Below are 22,042 nucleotides of genomic sequence, written 5' to 3'. Positions count from 1 at the left end.
ACGCCGCTGCCTTGGCAGCGGCGTTTGCGTTACTTTCTTGCCAAGTCGGCTATCAGGCCTCGGCCAGCGCCCGCTCGACCATTTCAAAGACGTTGGGCGAGAGTTCCTCGGCACGAATGCGCTCGAGTTCGGCCTTCATCAACGCCTGACGTTGCTCGTCAAAACGCTGCCAGCGCGTCAACGGCGTGATGATGCGCGCGGCAATCTCAGGATTGAGCCGGTTGAGTTCGATCACCACATCCGCCAGCAGGCGATAGCCCTCGCCGTCGAGTCGGTGGAAGTTAACGCGGTTCTGCGCCGCGAAAGCACCGATCAGCGCACGCACCTTGTTGGGATTCTTGAGTGAGAACAGCGGATGCGCCATCAGGTATTTGACGCGTTCCAGCACATCCTCCTGCGGACGTGTGACCTGGATGGTGAACCACTGGTTCATCACGAGTGGATCGTGCGCCCACTTCTCGCCGAACGCTTTGAGCGCCGGCTCGGCGATGTCGCTGCGCGAGCTATGCACCAGCATCGTCAAGGCGGCACGTACATCGGTCATGTTGTCCTCGGCGTCGACCTGCGCCTCGGCCAACGCGACGCCCTCTTCGTCTTCGATGCTCATCAGATATTCCAGCGCCACATTCTTCACCCGACGCCGCGCGATCTGATCCGGCTCCGGCGCGTAGGGCTCATCGCTGCGGTGGGCTTCATGCATGGCCAGGAACTCGTCGCGCAAGGCCGTGGCGAGCGACTGCTTGACGAAAACGCGCGCGGCATGGATCGCATCCACATCGACCATCGGCTGCTGCTCGGCGATGTAAGCCTCTGAAGGCAGCGTCAACATCTCGGCAAGCACCGCCTTGTCATCGGTCTCGGTGGTCAAAAGGCGCCGATAAGCGTCGATGACGCGGCTATCCATGACCTTTTCAACTCCGTTGCGATGCGCCGCGATGAGATCGTCGAGGGCCAGCATTGTCAGCCGCTGTCCCGCGTCCCAACGGTTGAAATCGTCCGCGTCATGGGTAAGCAGGAAGGACAGCTCCTCGCGCGAATACGGATAGCGCAAATAGACCGGCGCCGAGAAACCGCGCAACAGCGACGGCGTCGGCGCCTCGTCGATGCCGGTGAAGACATACGTCTGTTCAGTGTCGCGCAGGTGCAGCACCGTCTCGTGGCCCAGCGACTCACCGTCCAGCGTCAACGCCATGTCGTTCCCGGATTTGGTACCCACCAGCCCCATGCGTACCGGAATGTGCAGCGGTTGCTTCTCCGCCTGGCCGGGGGTGGGCGGTGTGCGCTGGGAGAGCCGCAGGTGATACTCGCACTTGGCATAGTCGTATTCGCCATGGGCGTCGATCTCCGGCGTGCCCGCCTGGGAATACCAGCGCATGAACTGGCTCAGATCGAGCCCCGAGACTTCCGCCATGCAGTCGACGAAATCCTCGATGGTCACTGCCTGACCGTCAAAACGCGCGAAGTACAGATCCGACCCCTGGCGGAACGTCTCCCAACCGAGGAGATGGCGCAGCATGCGCACGATCTCGGCACCCTTCTCGTAAATCGTCAGGGTGTAGAAGTTGGAGATCTCGATGTAATGATCGGGACGCACGGGATGCGCTGTCGGGCCAGCGTCTTCGGCGAACTGCGCGGTGCGGAAGAACGAAACGTCCTCGATGCGCTTGACCGGCGCCGAATTGATGTCGGCAGAAAAGCTCTGGTCGCGGAAGACGGTGAAGCCTTCCTTCAGCGAGAGCTGGAACCAGTCGCGGCAGGTCACGCGGTTGCCCGACCAGTTATGGAAATACTCATGGGCGACGATGCCCTCCACGCTCTGGAAGGCCGCATCGGTAGCGGTTTGCGGATGCGTCAGCACCGCCGCCGAGTTGAAGATGTTGAGCCCCTTGTTCTCCATGGCGCCCATATTGAAGTCGTTGACGGCGACGATCATGAAGCGGTCGAGATCGTATTCACGGCCGTAAGTCTCTTCATCCCAGCGCATGGCCCGCTTGAGCGACGCCATGGCATGGTCGGTCTTGTCGAGATTTTCCGGCTCGACCCAAATCTGCAGCGTGACATCGCGTCCACTCATGGTCGTGAAGCGATCTTCGACCTTCTCGAGCTTGCCCGCGACCAGGGCGAACAGATAGCTGGGTTTGGGATGCGGGTCTTCCCACGTCACGAAATGCCGGCCACCTGGCAGCTCGCCGCTTTCCACCGGATTGCCGTTGGAGAGAAGCACCGGCGCTTCGGTCTTATCACCCACCACCGTGGTGGAGAAAGTCGCCATGACATCCGGGCGGTCGGGATAGAAGGTAATACGGCGAAAGCCTTGTGGCTCGCACTGCGTGCAGAACATGCCGCTGGAGACATAGAGCCCCTCGAGGGCGGTATTGGCGGCGGGGTCGATCGACACCTCGGTATCCAGCAAAAAGCGCTCCGGGACGCTGGGGATGGTCAAGCCTTCGTCATCGACCTCGTACTCATCGGCTTCCAGCGTCTGTCCATCCACAGCGATACGCACCAGCGACAGCTTGTCACCGGCGAAACGTAGCGGAAGCCCCGCTTCGCGCTCGGGGTGACGCTCGACATGCAGGCGCGCCGTGACGGTGGTCGCCGAGGGGGCCAGGTCGAATTTCAGCTCGGTATGCGTCACCCGATAGGCGGGCGGCAGGTAATCCTTGAGATGGGTCGCTTGCGGTTCGGACATCGATCGACGCTCCTTGAGATCGGGGCATGCACTCGCCCCCAAGACATCGCTTCGCGCATAAAACGCGAGGCACATGCCGAGCATTGTACGGCGTCCGGTGGAGTCGGCTCAAAAGTGCGGGCAATGCCGCGCCTCATCACGCTCTCAGCGAGACTCCTGGCGCTGGCTGGGGGAAGACTCTTCGAAAGAAGACAAGACCGGGCACCGCCCCATCGACGGTGTTGGACGGGTCAGAATCCACACCGCAATCCCCGTCAGACCAATGATCAACGCCACACGCAATGTGAGGGAGTCGACCGTGAAGGCGATCACGCCCATTGAGACAGCTAGCATGGCGCACGCCATCCATTTAGCGTGACGGGGAATGGCGCGTTCGCGCTCCCAGGCGAGAATGGAGGGGCCAAAGCGCGGATGACGACGAATCCAGTTGGCGAAACGCGGAGAGCTTTTCGAGGCCGCCCAAACCGCCACCAGCATGAAACATGTCGTCGGCATGACCGGCAGGAACAAGCCAATCACACCCAGAGAGAAGCTGACGCCAGCCAAGCAGATGAACAATAGTTTGCGTATATCGTACATGCGCCGCGCCACCTTGCCGTGATAGAGGGAAACGCCGAGCTTCACGCGAGATCGCTGGCAGGCATGGCGAAGCCCGACGCCACCTCTTGCATTGAAGCCCGAATAGCGTATCCAGAGAAATCGTCCCTTACTATCGAGGCGATTATCGCCAAGGACTGGACACGTGCGTTCCATTCTAGCGCAAAGCAAGGGGCCAAGACCAAGGCCGCGATCTCCTCAGCATCCCGCCCTAGGTCCCGCACCCCCTCCTCACGCATGCGGCATTATCCGATGGTAGCGTTAGCCTGTCGGGGCGGCGCGCCCTGCACATCGGTCGTCGCGGTCGGCGGTAAACGCAGCATACGGCGCAAGACTTTACCCACCGGTGACTTGGGCAGCTCCTCGATGAAACGGTAGCCACGTGGACACTTGAAGCGCGTCAGCCCAGCGTCTAGACAATAACGCCCGAGTTCCTGCTCGTCGATGTCACTACGTGCCTTGATGAAGGCCGTTACGACCTGGCCCCACTTGTCGTCTGGCAATCCCACGACCGCGACCTCCTCGACTTGCGGATGTAGCGAGAGCACATTCTCGATTTCCAACGGGCTAATGTTCTCGCCCCCGGAATTGATCAGGTCATCGACACGGCCGGTGACGAACAGATCCCCATCGTCATCGAAATATCCGGTGTCCCCAGTGAAATACCAACCGTCTCTGAGAGCTTTGCCATCCGCCTCGGGGCACTGCCAATAACCCTCGAAGGCCTCATCTCCGTTCATGTCGGCGATGACCTCACCTTCCGCACCAGGCGACACGCACATCTCAGGCGACGTAGCGCCCACCTTGACGATCCGCAGGCGTTGGTTGAGCGCCGCGCGTCCCGACGAGCCGGGCTTATGGTTGGCATGCTGGTCCACGGTCAGCGCATAGAGCTCCGAACAACCATACTGATTGACGAACAGGCTCGGCTTAAAGGCCGCCTCGACGCGCGCAATCAATCCCGCACTCATGGACGCACCGGCAAAACCGATCTTATCGATGCTGGCGACCCGATGCGGAGCGAATCCCGGCGCTTCGAGCAGCATATGATAGAGCGTCGGCACCAGATTGAGACTGGAAATGCGCTCACGCTCGATGGCTTGTAGCGTCGCCTCCGATTCGAACTTGGGAATACACACGAAGCGTCCATCTACCATCGCCATCGCTTGCAGCGCGCGTACGCCCGTGGCGTGGTAGAGGGGCATCACGCCCAGCATGGTCTCATCGTGCCGGTAAAGATTCTGGGCTATGTACGCGGCCGTCGCGGCGCGCTCGACACGATGCCTACGCGGCACGCCCTTGGGCCTACCGGTAGTGCCTGAGGTGTAGAGCATCATCGAGTAATCATCAGGCGTCGCCATCAACAGCGTTTCGCCATCCGTGCCGAGCATCGAGTCGAAGGCGATCGCCCCCGGCGGTATTGTAGCGCCGACCACGATCCGGGGTATTTGATGGGCCTCGATGCACGTCTGTACCGCCTCGGCGGTCGCATCGTCATGAGCGATGGCGCCAGCGCCCGAGTTCTTGAGATAGTAACGAATATCCAGCGTCGTCGAACGCCAATTCACCGGAGTGACGATGATGCCTGTGAATTGGCAGGCCCAGTACAGCGTGGCCATCTGCCAGCGATTGTGCATGGCCACCAGCAATCGGTCACCCTTGACGAGCCCCAAATGCCGAAGGTGGCGAGCCACGCTCTGGATGTCCGCATACCACTGCGCGTATGTCTTTTGCGTCTGGCCATCACTGATCGCAACGGCGTGTGGGCGCCGCTCGACCGTGGCAAGAAAGCCGCGTCCCAGATCAAACATCTTCGTTCTCCTGTCGCTCGTTTTATTTTGTCGTTGCGGTTGTTTTAACGACAGGATCGAGCGCACAGGCACGGCTGGCAACGCTAGCCGACCACAAGGATGATGCGTATCAAGGTACTGGAACGAATCCCCTTCAATCGCGAAAATTCGTGTACTGCAGGGCCAGTTCGGGGCCGGCATCGCTCTTCAACAAGGCGATTGCCTGCTGGAGTTCATCGCGCTTCTTACCGGTGACACGCACCTTGTCGCCCTGGATCTGCGCCTGCACCTTGAGCTTGGCCTCCTTCAGGCGCTTGACGATGTCCTTGCATTCCGGCTGCTCGAGGCCCTGCTTGAGCACTACGTCCTGGTGGGCGCGCACGCCGCTGGTGACGGGGTCCTTGATCTCCATGCAGCGGGCATCGATGCCACGGGCGATGAGCTTGTTGCGCAGCACGTCGAGCATCTGCTTGAGCTGAAAATCCACCTCGGCTTCGAGGGTCACCGTCTCGCCCTCTAGGGCGAAGCTCGCGGTCACGCCCCGAAAATCGAAACGGTTTTGGATCTCGCGATTGGCTTGATCGACGGCGTTGCTGGCCTCGTGCTTGTCGAACTCGGAGATGATATCGAAAGATGGCATGACACTTTCCTCACTCGGGTAAAATCGGGCGCGATTCTAGCATGAACCCCGCGCATGCTTGCCCACGGCGCCGCTCGATACGACGGGGCGCTCATCAAACGTCGAACCGTCCAGCGCCTTGCGCATCTGCCAGGCCGCGCAGCCATCGACGTAATAATCCTCGAGCCAGCGCAGTACGGAAAACCCCATGCGCCGATAAAGGCCCAACGCAACGCGATTATCGGCGCGAACTTCCAGTTGCAAGCATGTCATGTCACGCCTCCTCGCCTCACGCTCAAGTGCCTCTAGTAACGCACGGCCTACTCCGCCACCGCGCGCTTGTGGGGCCACGCAGAACGAGTAAAGCCGCGTAACACGACTGTTGCGTCGGAAAAGCAGCGTAGCGTAACCGACTACCTCGCTATCCGGCGTGGTATATGCAACGAGCGTATACGCGTTGGCGCGCGCCAATAGATAAGCCAGTTGACGGCGTGTAAAGCGGTCGCCATCGAAACATATCGCCTCGAGATGACAGAGCGCATCGAGGTCAGTAACGGTGGCGGCGCGCAGGGAACAGGACATGCGAATGTCTCCGGGTAACGCGGACAGGGTGACGCGAATCGTGTATAGAAATTATTTCAAGGCGGGGCTATTGTCGAGACGCGGCTCGCTGCCCATTCTAGACACGACCTTTCAGGGTCTATTGACGTTTCTCCTTCACAAGGAAGGTTTATGTCCCGCCTGCGTATCGTCGTCGACCGCCTCGACGACTGGTCACCCTATTACCCCACCGAAGACCTGATCAGCGCTGCCGATTTCCTGGCACTGGAGTCGAGCGCCCCCGACAAGACACGCGATGCCACGCATATCATCAACCTCTGCCGTGGTCTCGACTATCTGGAGACGGGCTACTATGTCTCGTTACTTGCCCAGGCGCGCGGCCAGCGCGTCCTACCCTCGGTCGAGACGCTCAACCAACTCTCGCGCAAGGCCTTGATCGACCTCCAGCTCGAATCGCTGGAACCCATGATGCGTGATCTCGAAAAGCGCAGCGCGCTGAGCGGCGATGAACTAAGCCTTACGGTGCTGTTCGGCGAATGCGAGCACGACGGACTCGGCCGCTTGGCGCGACGCCTCTTCGAGCGCCTGCCGTGCCCCTTGCTGGGAGCCAAGTTCCAGAAGCGTCATGGCACATGGCGCTTGACCCGGCTCAAGCCTCTGGCGCTCACTTCCTTGCAGGGCGGCGCGCAGGATCGTTTCGCGGCGGCCTTGAACCGACATTCGCGCAAGGTATGGCGCACGCCCAAGGCTCGGCGTCGCTACCGTTTCGATCTGGCGATTCTCATCGATCCTCAGGAGGCCATGCCGCCCAGCAACAAGAGTGCACTCAAGCAATTCATTCGTGCCGGTCGTCGACGCGGCATTGATGTCAGTCTCATCACCCGCAAGGACGAAGGCCGTCTGGCCGAGTTCGATGCCTTGTTCATTCGTGAAACCACGCGGCTCGACCATCACACCTACCGCATGGCCAAACGCGCCGAGCACGAAGGTCTAGTGGTCATCGACGACCCTCAGTCGATACTCCGCTGTACCAACAAGGTCTACCTGCATGCACTGCTCGGTGCACGCGGCGTTCCCGCGCCGCGCGGCGTGCTATTGAGTCGCGATGACCTGAGCCAACTGTCGCACAAGGTCACCAGCCTCGACTTTCCCCTGGTCCTCAAGGTGCCCGACGGCGCGTTCTCGAAAGGCGTGGTCAAGATCACCTCGCTCGACGAACTCAAGGAGCAGGCTTCGCGTTTGTTCGCCTCCTCCGCGCTGCTGTTGCTGCAGGAATGGCTGCCCACCGATTTCGACTGGCGCATCGGCATTCTGGATGGTGAGGTGCTTTTCGCCAGCCGCTACTACATGGCACGCGGGCACTGGCAGATCTACGATCACTCACGTCCGAGGGTGCGCAGCGGCAGCTTTACCACGCACCCTCCCTCGGACGTACCCAAAGCGATTCTCAAGGCCGCACTGAAGGCCACGCGACTGATCGGCGATGGCCTCTACGGGGTCGATCTCAAGCAGATCGGCGAGCGGGTCGTGGTCATCGAGGTCAACGATAACCCCAACCTGGATGCCGGTGTCGAGGATGCTTACCTCGGGGCACGGCTATACGCACGCGTCATGGATATGTTCCTGGCGCGTCTGGAGCGCCACGCGACCTCGGAAACGCGCTTATGACAACACCGGTGCCGGCACGGAGGACGCCAGCGCCGACACACCTCGTTCAGCCTTCGAACAGCAACAACAGCGAAAGCGCGAACAACACCCACATGGTGGGCTTGATCTCTTGAGTCTTGCCCACCGCCAGCTTGACGATCACGAACGTTAAAAAGCCGAAAGCGATCCCGTGCGTGATCGAATAGGTGAAGGGAATCAACACCATGGCGACGAAGGCCGGGATGGCGTCGTCGAATTGGTGCCAATGGATCTTGCGAATGGGGTCCATCATGAACACGCCGACCAGAATCAGGGCCGGCGCCGTGGCGATCGCGGGCACCAGCGACAACAGCGGCGAGAGGAACAGAAACGGCAGGAACAGCACCGCCACCACCACCGCGACGAGCCCGGTGCGACCGCCCTGGCTGATCCCCGCAGCGGATTCCACATAGGCGTTGGCCGGGCTGGTTCCCAGCGGCCCAGAGATTAGCGCGGCGCTGGCATCGACGATCATCGAGCGACGAATGTTGCGCGGATTGCCATCGGCATCCTTCAAGTTACCCGCCTCGGAAACCCCCATGAAGGTGGAAAGCGCGTCGAAAAAAGTCGTGAACAGCAACACGAAGATGAACGGCCAATACGCTACCGACAGCGAACCCCATAGGTCGAGCGCCATCAAACCGCTGAGATCCGGCATCGAGAAAACGCCATTGAAGTTGACCAGCGTCGACGACGCCATGCCCTCGGGAAAGTAACGACTGCCGTCGCCCCACAGGCGGCCGATGGGCACGCTCGCCAAGGTGGTGAAGACGATCCCCAGGATCAGCGCACCAGGCACATTGCGCACCACCAGCCAGGCGGTAACCGCGAAGCCGATGAGAAACGTCACCAGCACCGGGTCGAGCGAAGACATGCCCACCACGGTGACCGGATTGGGCACGATAAACTGCGCGTTGACCAAGCCGATGGTGGTGATGAATAGCCCGATGCCGCAGGCGATGGCGTAACGCAATTGCGCCGGAATCGCATCGATCACCAACTGACGCGCATTGAATGCCGCCAGCAGCGCAAAGATGACCCCAGCCCAGAACACGCAGCCCAGCGCGGTCTGCCATTCCATGCCCGCCCCCAATACCATGGTGTAGGCGAACAGCGCGTTGATGCCCATGCCAGGCGCCACCAGGATGGGGTTTTTAGCGTAAAACCCCATCATCACACTACCGAAGAAACTGACCAGTACGGTGGCAGTCAAAGCACTGGAAAAGGGCACGCCGGCATCGCTGAGCACCGTCGGATTGACGACGATGATGTACATCGAGGCCAGAAAGGTCGCGATCCCCGCCAGGATCTCGGTGCGCGGGGTACTCCCCTGAGCCCGGATGCCGAAAAGTCGTTCGAACACGTCGCGTTCTCCACACAGGTTGGGTTGGGATGAGACGTCGCGCAGTATAGCCAATCTCGCCCCTCATGCTCATCCCCAGCCACATCATGGCTGCACAAGGCCGCGTGCTTGTGCCATGATCTGACAAGCATTCACGCGCCCCACGTCCACGCGGGAGAAGACCATGAGTTCAGAAGACAACCTGCTGCCGCTGATCGTCGAGCCCGAGCAGCTCGCCGAGCATCTCGGCGCTCCGGAACTATTGATCGTCGATGTACCGCTCAAGGCCGACAGCTACAGCGACGGCCACGTACCCGGCGCGGTGTTTCTCGACCATCGCCGCCTGCTCGTCGGCAGCGGCACGGTACCCAACGACATCCCTGACGAAGAGGCGCTATCCAAGCTTTTTTCCGAACTCGGCCTGACCCGCGACACCCACGTCATCGCCTATGACGATGAAGGCGGCGGCTGGGCCGGACGCTTGCTGTGGACGCTGGAACTCCTCGGCCACACCCGGTATTCCTACCTCAACGGCGGCATTCATGCCTGGCGCGCCGACGGGCAACGCGTCGAGCGCGAACCCAACACGCCCTCGCCCAGCGATTACCAGGCGACCATCCATCACCCCCAGGCTCAGATCCGCCGCGAGGAACTCATCGACCGCCTGAGTGAGCGTGAACTCGCGGTCTGGGACGCCCGCTCACCGGACGAATATCGCGGTGAAAAAGGCAAGAACGCCCACATGGGGCATATTCCCGGCGCCGTCAATTTCGAATGGACCGACGCCATGGACCCCGAACGCCACCTGCGCCTGCGCGATTACGCCGAACTCATCGCCGAACTCGAGGCGAAAGGCCTGACGCCGGACATGGAGATCGTCACCCACTGCCAGAGCCACCACCGCAGCGGCTTCACCTGGCTGGTCGGCAAGGCCCTGGGCTTCGAGAAGATGCGCGCCTACCCCGGCTCCTGGCAGGAATGGGGTAACCGCGACGACACGCCGATAGAGAAATAAGCCACACCCCATCATTCCCTGGCGACGCACGCATGCCAGGGGCTATTGCGCCCATGACGCCACGCCCCTATCGTGGCATGCCTTTCGACCTTGCCGTGGATATGCCCGTGGATCGCGACGAACTCTTCGCCAGAATGCAGTACCCCCTTCCCCACCACCTGATCTCGCGTGGGGTGGGCAAGCTCGCCGAGAGCCGCACGCCATGGCTCAAGGACTGGGCGATTCGGCGTTTCATTCGTACCTTCGACGTCGACATGAGCCAGGCCGTCGAAAGCGATCCCGAGGCTTACGCCTGTTTCAACGACTTCTTCACCCGGGCGTTGCGTGCGGATGCCCGGCCCATTGGCGAGGGCATCGTCTCCCCCGCCGATGGCACGCTGTCGCAGTTCGGTTCCATCGACAACGGCACCCTCGTCCAGGCCAAGGGGCACACCTATTCCCTGACCGCTCTGCTGGGGGGCGATACCCACCGGGCCGCGCCCTTTCGGGACGGCAGCTTCGCCACCGTCTATCTGTCGCCGCGCGACTACCACCGCGTGCACATGCCCGTCACCGGCACTCTGCGCGAAATGGTCTATGTGCCGGGGCGGTTATTCTCGGTCAATCAGGCCACCGCCAACCACGTGCCGGGGCTCTTCGCCCGCAACGAGCGCCTAGTCTGCCTGTTCGACACCGAACACGGCCCGCTGGCGATGGTGTTGGTGGGCGCGATGATCGTCGCCGCCATCGAAACGGTCTGGGCGGGTCAGGTCACCCCGCTCAGCGGGCGTGTCCAGACGACGCGTTTCGACGAGCCCATCGTGATCGAGAAGGGACAGGAAATGGGCCGCTTCAAACTCGGCTCCACCGTGGTGATGTGCTTCGGTCACGACGTCGCATTTCGCGATGTCTGCACCGACGGCCTGGTCGTCAGCATGGGGCAATCGCTCGCTTCCTGAGCCCATTTGCCGAGACAGAACGACCGAGAGAGCGTCACCATGCCGTTCGGGGCAAGGCGAAGCGAGGGTCTTCTTGCCAGGGATGGCAAAAACGTAGCGCCCTGGGAGAATTTACACCCCCCGCGCGACGACTTGCGGCGTTAAGGCTGTGTTTCCCAGTAGCACGGTGCTAACAGCGTGGCGTGGCAAACGCCATCACCTCCGCCACGCTCGCCTTGCCCAACGCCAGTTGGATCAGACGATCCATGCCCAGCGCCACCCCGCTGCCGGATGGCATGCCCGCCTCGAGCGCCGCCAGCAGTCGGACATCGGCATCCACCTCGCAGTGCCCTAGCCGCTGGCGTTCTCGATTATCCTCGACAAAGCGCGCGGCCTGCTCCTCGGCATCGGTGAGCTCATCGTAACCATTGGCCAGCTCCACCCCTTGCCAGTAGACCTCAAAGCGCGCGGCGACGACCGCGCCATCTTCGGGATCGCGATGCTTGCGGGCCAGCGCCGCCTGACTGGCCGGATAATCGACGACGACCTCCAGCCCCTCTTGGCCGAGATGCGGTTCGATGGCAAAGGCCATCAGCGCGTCCAGGCACGCATCGCGCTCGGCATCGTGCAGGTCCATGCCGGTCTCGCGCTCGGCAACCTGACATAATGTCGTCAGCGACGCAGTGAAGGGATCGAGCCCCACCTGAGTGCGAAACAGCTCCCGATAGCGGCGTTGCCGACACGGCCCGGGATCGCGCCCCAGCACGTGGCGAATCAATGCCTGGGTCTCGTCGATCAGGGCGGAAAGCGAGAATCCCGGGCGATACCATTCAAGCATGGTGAACTCGAGATTGTGGCGACACCCCACCTCGCCGTCGCGGAAGCTACGCGCCAGCTGAAAGATCGGGCCACTGCCCGCCGCCAGCAAGCGCTTCATATGGAATTCCGGCGAGGTCTGCAGCCACAACCGTTCGCGACCACCCGGGGTCGTGGCCTCTAGCGACAGGCTCGCCAGGTGTGGGTCGGTGCTGCCACCATGGCCCAGCACCGGGGTTTCCACCTCCAGCACATCACGCTCGGCGAAGAACGCTCGCACACGTGCCAATAGCCTCGCTCGCTCACGCAGTGTCTCGATACTCGCCGTAGACCGCCAATCGTCAGACATGCAGGCTCCCCTTAAGTCTCGGGCCGCGAGCCACGAAAATCGCGCGTGCTGCCCTTAAACGAAAAATGCCAGCGACGCTGGCATTTTTCGCTCGAAGCTCGAAGCCGATCTTACGCCCGCGAGACGTATTCGCCGTTACGCGTATCGACCTTGAGCACTTCGCCTTCGTTGATGAACAGCGGCACACGCACCACCGCGCCGGAGGACAGCGTGGCCGGCTTGGAGCCGCCCTGTGCCGTGTCGCCCTTGAGGCCGGGGTCGGTCTCGACCACTTCCAGCTCGATGAAGTTGGGCGGCGAGACGGCAATCGCGTTGTCGTTCCACAATGTCACGGTGTAGACGACCTGCTCCTTGAGCCACTTCTCGACGTCGCCGATGGCCTTCTTGTCGACCGCATACTGCTCGAAGGAGCCGTCGGTGCGCATGAAGTGCCACATGTCGCCGTCGCTGTAGAGGTACTCCATGTCCAGCTCCAGCACATCGGCACCTTCCAGCGACTCGCCGGACTTGAAGGTCCGGTCCCAGACCCGACCGGTGATCAAGTTGCGCAGTTTGACGCGGCTGAATGCCTGGCCCTTGCCCGGCTTGACGAACTCGTTCTCGAGGATGCTGCACGGATCCCCGTCAAGCATGACTTTCAGACCGCCCTTGAATTCATTGGTAGAATACGTCGCCATGATGCCTCGCTAGTTGCATGCGTCGTAGCGTGCGCTACGCAGATTGCTCGATGCGCCTCGTCATGGGATGACACCACCGCCATCACGAGGCCCATAGGAAATAGCCGCCCATGATAACCCGAACATCCATCGCTTTGCAGAGCGCGAATGCCGAGTCCGGCAAAGGCGCCACGTTGACCCCGCGTCAGCACTCCCAGGACTGGCAAGCCCAGTTGCGCGATGCGGTACGCGATCCGCACGCACTGTGTCGGCACCTGGGGCTCGATCCCGCCTGGCTACCGGGCGCCGAGGGAGGCCATGCCCTATTTCCGGTACGCGTGCCGCACGCCTATCTATCGCGCATTCGTCATGGCGACCCAGACGACCCCTTGCTACGCCAGGTGTTACCCCTCGAGCAGGAAAGCGACAGCGTCGCCGGCTTTGTCAGCGACCCACTCAAGGAAGCCGAACACCGACCGCGCCCGGGGTTGATCCACAAGTATCGCAATCGGGTGCTGTTGATCGCCAGCCCGGCCTGCGCCATCAATTGTCGCTACTGCTTTCGCCGGCACTTCCCCTACGCCGAGAATTCGCCCTCGCGGGAGCAGTGGGCGTCCACGCTCGACTACCTGCGCCAAGACACCTCGATCAACGAGGCCATTTTCTCCGGCGGCGACCCCCTGGCCTCGCCGGACCGGCGCCTAGCCTGGCTGGCCGAGCGCCTGGCGGACATACCGCATCTCAAGCGCCTGCGCCTGCACACGCGCCTGCCGGTGGTGATTCCCGACCGCGTCGATGGCGCCCTGCTCGACTGGCTGTCAGCCACGCGATTACAAACCGTGATGGTGGTACATATCAACCATCCCAACGAGATCGATACACATGTCGCCGATGCGATGGCGCGCTTGCGCGGCGCCGGCGTCACCTTGCTCAATCAAAGCGTGCTGCTGCGGGGCGTCAACGATGACGTCGACACCCTCGCCCAACTTTCCGAGCGGCTTTTCGACGTCGGCATCCTGCCGTATTACTTGCACGTGCTCGACCCCGTCGAGGGCGCCGCGCATTTCGACGTATCCGATGCCGAGGCAGTATCGCTGGTCGAGACCCTACGCACCCACCTCGCCGGCTTTTTGATGCCGCGCCTGGTGCGCGAGATTCCCGGGGAGGCCAGCAAGACGCCACTGGCCTAGGTTTCTGGACGGCTCCGAGGGCCCCGGTCTCAGGCGGACAGCGCTCGCGCCACGATCTCGCGCTCCCGCTCGGGCAGCGTCAGGGCTGATGCCAGCTCGTGCCCACGCGGGGACATCTTGCGCCAGGTCTTGGCGACGATGCGCACCAGCTTGTCGTCATCGTGCTCGCGGGCGAAATCGCTGAAATAATGCGCCATGAAGACCAGGCAAGCGGTGTCTTCCAGCGCTTGGGTGTCCGCGTCACGCTTGAGATTTTCCTTGCGGATCAAGGCGCCGACATGCTCCACCGCCGCCTCGTCGTAACCTGCCTCGCGCACGATCGTCTCGGCCAACGCCGCTTGGCGGCGTCCTAGATCGCGTCGCCAGGCTAGATAGCCGGGACGATCGCGCGGGTAATCGTCGCGCGGCACTTCCCAGCGCCGCAGATGCTGGGCGCGCACCGCGAGTTGCAACGGTTCCGAGGCCTCCGGAGCGACCCGCGCCAGCCAGTCGCTCATGCGCTGCGCATAGAGCAGCTCGGCGGGCCGTTCGCCGGTTCCCTCCGTCGCCTCGCGCTTAGGATCCTCAGCATGGGCGGCATCCATAGCCGCCTGCGCGCGCTGAAAGGGCGTGCTCTCGGTCATGCTGACCTCCTTAGGGTACGTGCCCGAACGTGCGTGTCTGAATGTGTATATCTAAGAATGTGTATATCTAAATAAGACTCATCGATAGCGCTGCCCGCGATATTCCAACCAACCGTCGAGATGATCGCCGCCGGGGTCGCGATGCGTCCAGTGCACGACCCCACCCTCGGGGTTCCATTCGTACTCACCGAAGAAGCCCACCATATCGCCCGCGCGCAGCCCCTCGAGTCGGGGCGCCAGGTCGATATTGTGCGCGATGAGCACGGTCTGGCCGCTCGACAGGCGCAGGATGAAGCGCTGATGGCGGCTACCTTCATTGTCATCCGGCAGCACGCGTACCACCTCGCCGCGTGCCTCGACCTGAAGCCCACTGTGGTGCTCCTGGTAGGCCTCGCGTAGCGTCACGACGCCCGAGCGCGCACCCTCGCCAGTCGACGGTGCCGAAACCGATGGCGCCAGGACCGCCAACGCCCCGGCCAACACGAGTACCGCCGCCGCGAACGTCAGGCCGAGGAGGATCGCGCGGCGACGCATGTCCATGCCGATCTCAGGCCTCGCCGAGCGTCTCGGCAGTGACATTAGGTGCTGGCGCCTGCTGGGTACGCCAATGGCGATTCAGCGCCCCGAGCACCGCCTTCATGGAAGCGCTGGTGATGCTCTCGTCGACACCGACCCCGAATACCGGCGTCTGCTCGACACGCACCTCGACATAGGCCACCGCCTCGGCATCGGCGCCCTGGCCGCGCGAATGCTCGTGATAGTCGATGATCTCGACGTCCAGCCCATGGGCCGCCAGCGCCTTGATGAAGGACGCCAGGGGGCCGTTACCCTCTCCGGTGACATGGCGACGTTCGCCCTGTTCATCGATCTGGGCGTCGAGACGCACGCGAGGGCTATCGTCATCCGAACTCAAGCGATGATTGATCAGTGCGTAAGGATCACGGCTGGTGAGGTATTCGTCCTCGAAGGTGCGATAGATCATTTCTGATGTGATCTCGCGTCCGGTGCGCTCAGCCACCGTCTGCACCACCTGGCTGAATTCGATGGACAGACGACGCGGCAACTCGATGCCGTGCTCCTGCTCGAGCAGATAGGACACTCCGCCCTTGCCCGACTGGCTGTTGACGCGGATCACCGCCTCGTAGGAGCGCCCCACGTCGAGCGGGTCGATGGGCAGGTACGGCACGCCCCAGGGGCTCTCGGGATTGTCGCGGCGCTCGGCCATGCCCTTCTTGATGGCATCCTGATGCGAGCCGGCGAAGGCCGTGAACACCAAGTCACCGACATAGGGATGGCGTGGATGCACCGGCAGCTGGTTGCAGTGCTCCACCTCGCGCATCAGCGGCGTGATGTTTGAAAAGTCGAGCTTAGGATGCACGCCTTGGGTGTACATGTTCATCGCCAGGGTGACGATATCCACGTTGCCAGTGCGCTCGCCATTGCCGAACAGCGTGCCTTCTACGCGGTCGGCGCCGGCCATCATCGCAAGCTCTGCCGCCGCCACGCCGGTGCCACGATCATTGTGCGGATGCACGCTCACCACCAGGCTATCGCGCCGGGCGACGTGACGGCAGAACCACTCGATCTGATCGGCATAGTGATTGGGCGTGGCGATTTCCACGGTTGCCGGCAGGTTGACGATCATCGGTTTGGCCGGCGTCGGCCCATAAACCTCGCTAACCGCTTCGACGATTTCCACGGCGAAGTCCAGCTCGGTCGAGGTAAAGAGCTCCGGCGAATACTGGAAGGTCCAGTCGGTTTGCGGGCGGGCCGCCATCATGTCCTTGATCTGCGCAGTGGCGTCCTTGGCGATCTGGATGCACTCGGTCTTATCGACGCCGAATACCACCCGGCGGAAGACCGGATCGGTGGCATTGTAGACGTGCACGATGGCCCGCTTGACGCCTTCCAGTGCTTCGAAGGTGCGCTCGATGAGGTGCGGCCGCGCCTGGGTCAGCACCTGGATGGTGACGTCGTCGGGGATTGCGTCGTCCTCGATCAGCTCACGCACGTAATCGAAATCGATCTGCGAGGCCGAGGGAAAGCCAACCTCGATCTGCTTGAAGCCGGCCTTGACCAGCAAGTCGAAGAAGCGCCGCTTGCGCTCGAGATCCATGGGATCGATCAGCGCCTGGTTGCCATCGCGCATGTCCACGCTGCACCACACGGGCGGATGCGTAATCCGCTGCGCCGGCCACTGACGATCGGGCAGGTCGACGGCCTCGAAGGGACGATATTTGGTGGAAGGATCCTGGAGCATCATGGCGTTATCTCCTTCTGCGATGTTCAAATTTCGGGAATCGGAAGCACTTCCCCGCCCGCCCTGAAACACGACGACGCCCCGCAGCGGATAAGCACCACGGGGCGTCGGCAATGACATGACACATCGGCGCGCGATCCTCAGCGCGGACTGAAGAACGCCCGACAACGGGGCGAACAGCATTCGGAGAGGTCGGGGAGAGAGTGGCGATATTCGACATGGCGGATTTTTCTTCGTTGGACTGGGCTTCGTTAGACCGAGAGGGTGACGATGCACGAGGCATCCGCCGGCTCATAGGCCGATGGTAAGTCGTAGGTCTAAACGTAGTAGTCGCATGTCGAAGATCGTCATATAGCTAACTAAACAGCTGCGTGCATGACTGTCAACCGCCACTCACGATGATGGCATCTCCTCATCGAGCGCCGCGTGGCCGTCTCGCCACAGGCGCACCAGCCACGCCGGGGCATGCGGCTCGTCGAGACAGCGCTGCCAATGTGGCTGCCCGGTACGGCGCGAGGACAGCGTGAGACGGAAAAAACGCCCGTCGGGCGACATACGCTCCGCCTCGGGCAGCGCAACCAAGGCTCGCAACCCCGCGTCGAGACGCGCCCATTGCAAGGGCGTCAGCCGGTCGCAATCGATCTCGCGCGGCGCGGCCAACCCCGGTAGATAAGCGAAGCCGCCCTCTCGCGTGACTGCCAGACGCGTATCGCCCGACAGTACAGGCAGCTCGTCGGTGTCGCTCATGAGACGACGCCCACCTCGCGCCAAGCCTCATCCACCGCGCGACGCTCGCGACTCTCGAGTCCGTGCAGGCGCTCGGCGTGATCGAGCGTCAGGGCAGCGAAGGCCGCGAAATCCGCTTCTCGACTCAATGCCGCGTCGCGCATCGCTGCGTACCATACCGGCCCCACGCTTTCCCACGCGGGTGACTCGAGGGCCACCGCGGCAAGGTAAAACGCACGGTTGGGAATACCTGAATTGATATGCACACCGCCGTTGTCGGCTTGCGTGTCGACGAAATCGCGCATGTGGCTCGGCTGTGGATCACGCCCCAGCACGGGATCGTCATAAGCCGTCCCCGGTGCTTTCATGGAGCGCAGGGCCTGACCTTGCACCTGGTCGGTCAACAGATTCGCGCCGATCAGCCAATCGGCTGCCTGGGGCGATTGGCCGGCATGGTACTGCTTGGCCAGCACTCCGAACACATCGGCCAGCGACTCGTTGAGCGCCCCGGCCTGATCGGCGTAGATCAAGCCGACATCGCGCTCGATCACACCATGAGTCAATTCGTGCGCGATGACTTCCGGCGCCGCCGTGAAGCGCCGAAACAATTCGCCATCACCGTCGCCGAAGACCATCTGCGAGCCGTTCCAGAACGCATTGTCGTAGTCGCGAGCGTAATGCACGGTGCCGATCAACGGCATGCCCTTGTCATCGATGGAATCGCGCTCGAAGACCTCCCAGTAGAAACGATAGGTCGCACCTAGCCATTCATAAGCTTCGTCCACCGCCGGATCACCACTCGTTGGCTGGCCTTCGTCGCGCACCAGGCGCCCCGGCAGCGTCTGCTCATTCTCGGCGGAATGAATCCGGCGGTCAGGGCGCCCGACAACGGCTCGTGCAGCATCCCGCTGGGGTGCCGGCGCGCCGCGCTGGCGAAACCAGTGATCGGCCTCGAGCGTCTGCTGGGCACAACGACGTAGGCGTACCGAGCCCTGCGCCGCGACGCGCTCGAGTACGTGGGGCGGCATGAAGCCGCACGCTGAAATCTTCGGATCTGACATGAACTTGGTTCCTCGATCACCTATCGGGCATACCCAGGCAGTGTGGCTCAGGATGCCCAATCAAGCACAACGAGGCGCGCTAGACCGGCGTCAGGCGATAGCGGGCAGAATTGACGGCTTCCTTCAGCCCACCCAATTGGTCGAGATCGTTACCACTAAGCGGCTGGTCGAGACGCCGCTTGGGATTGCGGGTATTGAGCACGACATGCACCTGGCTTGGAGTACCATGCGCATCGTGGCGCTGGACCCATGCCAGGGCGCCGTTGGCATAGAGCGCAAGTGATCCTATCGGCGCCATGCCGAAACGGCGGATATAACGCTGTACCCAGGTGTTGTCGAAGCCCTCGTCCTGTGTCAGCAGATGGCGATAGACCTCGCGCTGCGTCCAGGCAGCACGTCCAGGGCGCGGGCGCGTCATCACGTCGGCGACATCGACCACCGCCATCATGCGCGCCAGCTCGGGCAATGCGTCCCCCCGCTTGCCCGCTGGGTAGCCGCTGCCATCGAGTCGCTCGTTGGCCATGCCGATGACTTGCTCGACGACATCACCATCTAGCCAACGGCAATCGTCCAGGCGCTCGCGTATCAAACCGACATGGGTGTGGAGTTGATCTTGCTCTTCTGGGCACAGCACTTCATCACGCAACAAGGCATCGGGCAGCATGCCTTTGCCCAGATCGTGAAGCAGGACACACGCCACCACCGCCTTGAGACGTTCAGGCGCCATGCGTCGCGACTGGGCAAGATCCAGCATGCGCACGGCCACCATCAGGCTATGCTGCACCAGATGCGACTCTTGGGTGAGACACGCGCTCGCATATAGCAGCGCCTGACGGTCCTGCTGCCATAGCGTCAGCAACGTGTCGGTACTCCGCGAGAGCTGAGTCGAGGCCACCGGCTCGCCGCTTTTCAACTGCACCAATTGCGCGTTGAGATAATCGGCGACCTTCTGCAGCCGGGATGCCATTGCGCCTCCCGGTTGCGATCGCGCCTGCTGCCGCCGCGAAACGTCACGCCGGGCAGCGTCAGGCATTTGAAACAGTGTCGAAGGTTCCAGGGGGCGGCCGGTATGCATGACGGTACGCGCGCTTTCGCGCTCGATCTCCTTCACGCAGTACCACACCAGACGCTCCATCGCGGGCGACAAACCGATGAACTCGCAGCCCGCCTGCGCCTGCGTCCATGCCTCGTCGGTGCGCACGTGACGGACGCTGGCCGGCAGTTCGAAATGACGCTGATTGGGAAACGTCAGACGAATGCTCTCGATGGCCTTCTCGGGCTTGATCGCCGCCGCTGCGGCCAATGGTAACGCGATCAGACAGCCCCCCAAGGAGAGATTGCAAAGCCGTCCTTCGTATGACGTTTCTTCCCCCGCCACGCGCAATAAGACGCTGACCTCCATGCCTGCGCGCAACGCGGCACGAAAGCTCTGACGCCGATGCATCACGGACACCGCCTGCGGATAATCGCATACCACCTGCAGGCGCTCCCCCTGCTCGCGCCATTCATTCACCGCGAGTGTCTGGGTGGTCAGCATCGCGCCATCGACCTGCCCCATCAGTTGGAATGTCTCACCGCGCCGTAGCCGAGGAATGATCTCGCGGACCGCCGAGACATCCAGGCACAGCGAGTCCTCCTGAACGATATCCATGACCACCACAGGCCACGGCGTTCCGTCACCACTCTCGAAGCACAGACTCGCGCCCCCGGGTAGGGTAAGGGCCTCGAGAAAGCCGTAAAGTTCGCCGGGATGCGTGACGTCTTGGGTTGGTGCGGAATCGGGTGACGACATTGAGGTCTCGATGCTGACGAAACGAAAACGAGCACCTCCGTCACGCGGCGTGCTCGTGTAAGGATATGTAATCTGTTATCGACTATATCATGCAAGACTTGAATAGTGCCTAGCCGCGACTACAGTCGAGTCAGCTCATCTTCATGATAGCCCAACAGGTACAACACGGCGTCCAGCCCCAGCGTGCTGATCGACTGCCGTGCTTGTTGGCGCACCAGCGGCTTGGCGCGGAAAGCAATGCCCAGCCCAGCGCTTTCCAGCATCTTGAGGTCGTTTGCGCCGTCGCCCACGGCAATGGTCTGCGCCATGTCCCACCCTTCGCGCCGCGCGATTTCGCCCAACCACCAGGCCTTGCGCTCGGCATCGATGATCGGCTCGCGCACCTCGCCGGTGATCTTGCCCGCGTGGATCACCAGTTCGTTGGCGTGAATCTCGTCGAAACCCAGGCGCTCCTGCAGATAGCGCGCGAAATAGGTGAACCCACCGGAGATGATCGCAGTGCGATAGCCCAGGCGCTTGAGATGCGTCATCAAGCGTTCGACGCCATCCATCAGCGGCAGGGTCTCGGCAATCTCGCGCAACACCGACTCGTCGAGCCCCTCCAGCTTGGCCATGCGCTCGCGGAAGCTCTGCTTGAAATCCAGCTCGCCGCGCATGGAACGCTCGGTGACGGCGGCCACTTCATCGTAGACACCGTGCCGGCGAGCCAGCTCGTCGATCACCTCGGCCTGGATCAGGGTCGAGTCCATGTCGAAGCAAATTAGCCTTGGATGTCGGCGCCACAAGGAGTCTTCCTGAATGGCAACATCAACGCCCTGGCGCTCACCCAGCGCCAGGGCCTGTTCGCGCAGACGGGGCAACTCGACCGCCGCCCCGCGCAGGATGAACTCCACGCAGGCGCCATGAGGAGGTTGTTCATCGAGGGAGTCGCCTCCCGACAATCGCTCAATACGCTCGACGCTCAACCCATGCGACGCCGCCAGCTCACCGACGTCGGCGAGAATCCCCGAGGGCAGCCGAGGCGCCAGCAAGGTCAGTATCAAGCGCGGCATCTCGGCCTGAGCCTGCAGGTGTTGCCCTGTGTCCGCCGCTACCGCTTCGACCTCGACGGCAAGTCCCCGTTGAGCCAGGCCTTTCGCGGCGAGATGCTCGATCAGTTGCGATTTGAAGGCATTGGCGCCTACCTCGGCATTCACCAGCATCTCGAAGGCAACGTGGCCCAACGCACTGTGCTGGTGAATGTCCACAAGTCGCGCCTGGCATTCCATCAAGGCCGCGCCTAGCGCTGCCAACTGGCCCGGATGGTCGGGGCCGCCGGCGCGAATCAATAACCGCTGTGTCATATCACCT

The 22,042-nt window shown here is 62.3% G+C and carries 19 protein-coding genes; 4 read left to right on the top strand and 15 right to left on the bottom strand.

The genetic code is table 11. The annotated features are described in order from the left end of the window. Positions 1 to 52: 52 nt before the first annotated feature. The 5 genes from pepN to KZO83_RS09525 all read right to left on the bottom strand — a co-directional run bounded on the left by pepN (position 53) and on the right by KZO83_RS09525 (position 6,280). Entirely contained in the window at positions 53 to 2,692 is a 2,640-nt protein-coding gene (gene pepN / locus KZO83_RS09545) for an aminopeptidase N (protein ID WP_247620605.1), read from the bottom strand. Positions 2,693 to 2,836: 144 nt separating this feature from the next. Next, complete coding sequence (locus tag KZO83_RS09540; protein WP_178999684.1) at positions 2,837 to 3,271, bottom strand: YbaN family protein; 435 nt, start codon at positions 3,269 to 3,271, stop codon at positions 2,837 to 2,839. 263 nt (positions 3,272 to 3,534) lie between these two features. Further along, on the bottom strand, positions 3,535 to 5,100 hold the full coding sequence (locus KZO83_RS09535) for an AMP-binding protein (RefSeq protein ID WP_247620604.1): 1,566 nt from the start codon (positions 5,098 to 5,100) through the stop codon (positions 3,535 to 3,537). Positions 5,101 to 5,233: 133 nt separating this feature from the next. Further along, a complete protein-coding gene (locus KZO83_RS09530) occupies positions 5,234 to 5,719 on the bottom strand; it encodes a YajQ family cyclic di-GMP-binding protein (RefSeq protein WP_247620603.1) in 486 nt (161 codons plus the stop codon). Between the two features lie 36 nt (positions 5,720 to 5,755). Then, positions 5,756 to 6,280: a GNAT family N-acetyltransferase gene (locus KZO83_RS09525; RefSeq protein ID WP_178999681.1), complete on the bottom strand. Its 525-nt coding sequence runs from the start codon at positions 6,278 to 6,280 to the stop codon at positions 5,756 to 5,758. Positions 6,281 to 6,430: 150 nt separating this feature from the next. On the opposite strand from KZO83_RS09525, the gene KZO83_RS09520 reads away from it, so the two are divergent. Beyond that, positions 6,431 to 7,927: a RimK family protein gene (locus KZO83_RS09520; protein WP_247620602.1), complete on the top strand. Its 1,497-nt coding sequence runs from the start codon at positions 6,431 to 6,433 to the stop codon at positions 7,925 to 7,927. A 46-nt stretch (positions 7,928 to 7,973) separates the two neighbouring features. Here the strand turns inward: KZO83_RS09520 and KZO83_RS09515 are convergent, their stop codons facing one another. Next, positions 7,974 to 9,308 carry an NCS2 family permease gene (locus KZO83_RS09515; RefSeq protein WP_247620601.1) on the bottom strand — a complete coding sequence of 445 codons (1,335 nt, stop codon included), beginning with the start codon at positions 9,306 to 9,308 and terminating at the stop codon, positions 7,974 to 7,976. Positions 9,309 to 9,471: 163 nt separating this feature from the next. On the opposite strand from KZO83_RS09515, the gene KZO83_RS09510 reads away from it, so the two are divergent. Both KZO83_RS09510 and asd read left to right on the top strand, forming a co-directional pair. Beyond that, positions 9,472 to 10,302, top strand: coding sequence for a sulfurtransferase (locus KZO83_RS09510; RefSeq protein ID WP_247620600.1), 831 nt, complete (start codon positions 9,472 to 9,474; stop codon positions 10,300 to 10,302). Positions 10,303 to 10,403: 101 nt separating this feature from the next. Further along, on the top strand, positions 10,404 to 11,240 hold the full coding sequence (gene asd, locus KZO83_RS09505) for an archaetidylserine decarboxylase (protein ID WP_040243170.1): 837 nt from the start codon (positions 10,404 to 10,406) through the stop codon (positions 11,238 to 11,240). Positions 11,241 to 11,409: 169 nt separating this feature from the next. Here the strand turns inward: asd and epmA are convergent, their stop codons facing one another. After that, entirely contained in the window at positions 11,410 to 12,384 is a 975-nt protein-coding gene (epmA, locus tag KZO83_RS09500) for an EF-P lysine aminoacylase EpmA (protein ID WP_247620599.1), read from the bottom strand. A 110-nt stretch (positions 12,385 to 12,494) separates the two neighbouring features. Then, positions 12,495 to 13,061, bottom strand: coding sequence for an elongation factor P (gene efp / locus KZO83_RS09495; RefSeq protein ID WP_040242404.1), 567 nt, complete (start codon positions 13,059 to 13,061; stop codon positions 12,495 to 12,497). A gap of 110 nt (positions 13,062 to 13,171) precedes the next feature. Here efp and epmB point away from each other — a divergent pair, with 110 nt between their 5' ends. After that, positions 13,172 to 14,230 carry an EF-P beta-lysylation protein EpmB gene (gene epmB / locus KZO83_RS09490; protein WP_247620598.1) on the top strand — a complete coding sequence of 353 codons (1,059 nt, stop codon included), beginning with the start codon at positions 13,172 to 13,174 and terminating at the stop codon, positions 14,228 to 14,230. Positions 14,231 to 14,259: 29 nt separating this feature from the next. Here epmB and KZO83_RS09485 read toward each other — a convergent pair whose 3' ends face one another. From KZO83_RS09485 to serB, 7 genes are all read right to left on the bottom strand, one after another. Next, positions 14,260 to 14,853: a DUF4202 domain-containing protein gene (locus KZO83_RS09485; protein WP_247620597.1), complete on the bottom strand. Its 594-nt coding sequence runs from the start codon at positions 14,851 to 14,853 to the stop codon at positions 14,260 to 14,262. Between the two features lie 78 nt (positions 14,854 to 14,931). Then, positions 14,932 to 15,393, bottom strand: coding sequence for a DUF3465 domain-containing protein (locus tag KZO83_RS09480; protein ID WP_247620596.1), 462 nt, complete (start codon positions 15,391 to 15,393; stop codon positions 14,932 to 14,934). Between the two features lie 7 nt (positions 15,394 to 15,400). Beyond that, positions 15,401 to 17,116, bottom strand: coding sequence for a 2-isopropylmalate synthase (leuA, locus tag KZO83_RS09475; protein ID WP_247620595.1), 1,716 nt, complete (start codon positions 17,114 to 17,116; stop codon positions 15,401 to 15,403). Positions 17,117 to 17,506: 390 nt separating this feature from the next. Further along, positions 17,507 to 17,860, bottom strand: coding sequence for a protealysin inhibitor emfourin (locus tag KZO83_RS09470; protein WP_246940747.1), 354 nt, complete (start codon positions 17,858 to 17,860; stop codon positions 17,507 to 17,509). Then, the gene (locus KZO83_RS09465) at positions 17,857 to 18,900 is read right to left on the bottom strand and encodes a M4 family metallopeptidase (RefSeq protein WP_247620594.1); all 1,044 of its coding nucleotides are present in this window, start codon (positions 18,898 to 18,900) and stop codon (positions 17,857 to 17,859) included. Before KZO83_RS09465 ends, KZO83_RS09470 begins: the two co-directional genes overlap by 4 nt. Before the next feature lie 79 nt (positions 18,901 to 18,979). Beyond that, positions 18,980 to 20,692, bottom strand: coding sequence for an HD domain-containing phosphohydrolase (locus KZO83_RS09460; RefSeq protein ID WP_247620593.1), 1,713 nt, complete (start codon positions 20,690 to 20,692; stop codon positions 18,980 to 18,982). Positions 20,693 to 20,811: 119 nt separating this feature from the next. Then, entirely contained in the window at positions 20,812 to 22,035 is a 1,224-nt protein-coding gene (gene serB, locus KZO83_RS09455) for a phosphoserine phosphatase SerB (protein ID WP_247620592.1), read from the bottom strand. Between the last annotated feature and the right edge of the window lie 7 nt (positions 22,036 to 22,042).

The sequence above is a fragment of the Chromohalobacter moromii genome (assembly GCF_023091865.1).
Classification (GTDB): Bacteria; Pseudomonadota; Gammaproteobacteria; order Pseudomonadales; family Halomonadaceae; genus Chromohalobacter; species Chromohalobacter moromii.
The sequence above is the reverse complement of the archived record's forward strand: the minus strand, read 5'-3'. Positions and strand labels throughout refer to the sequence as shown.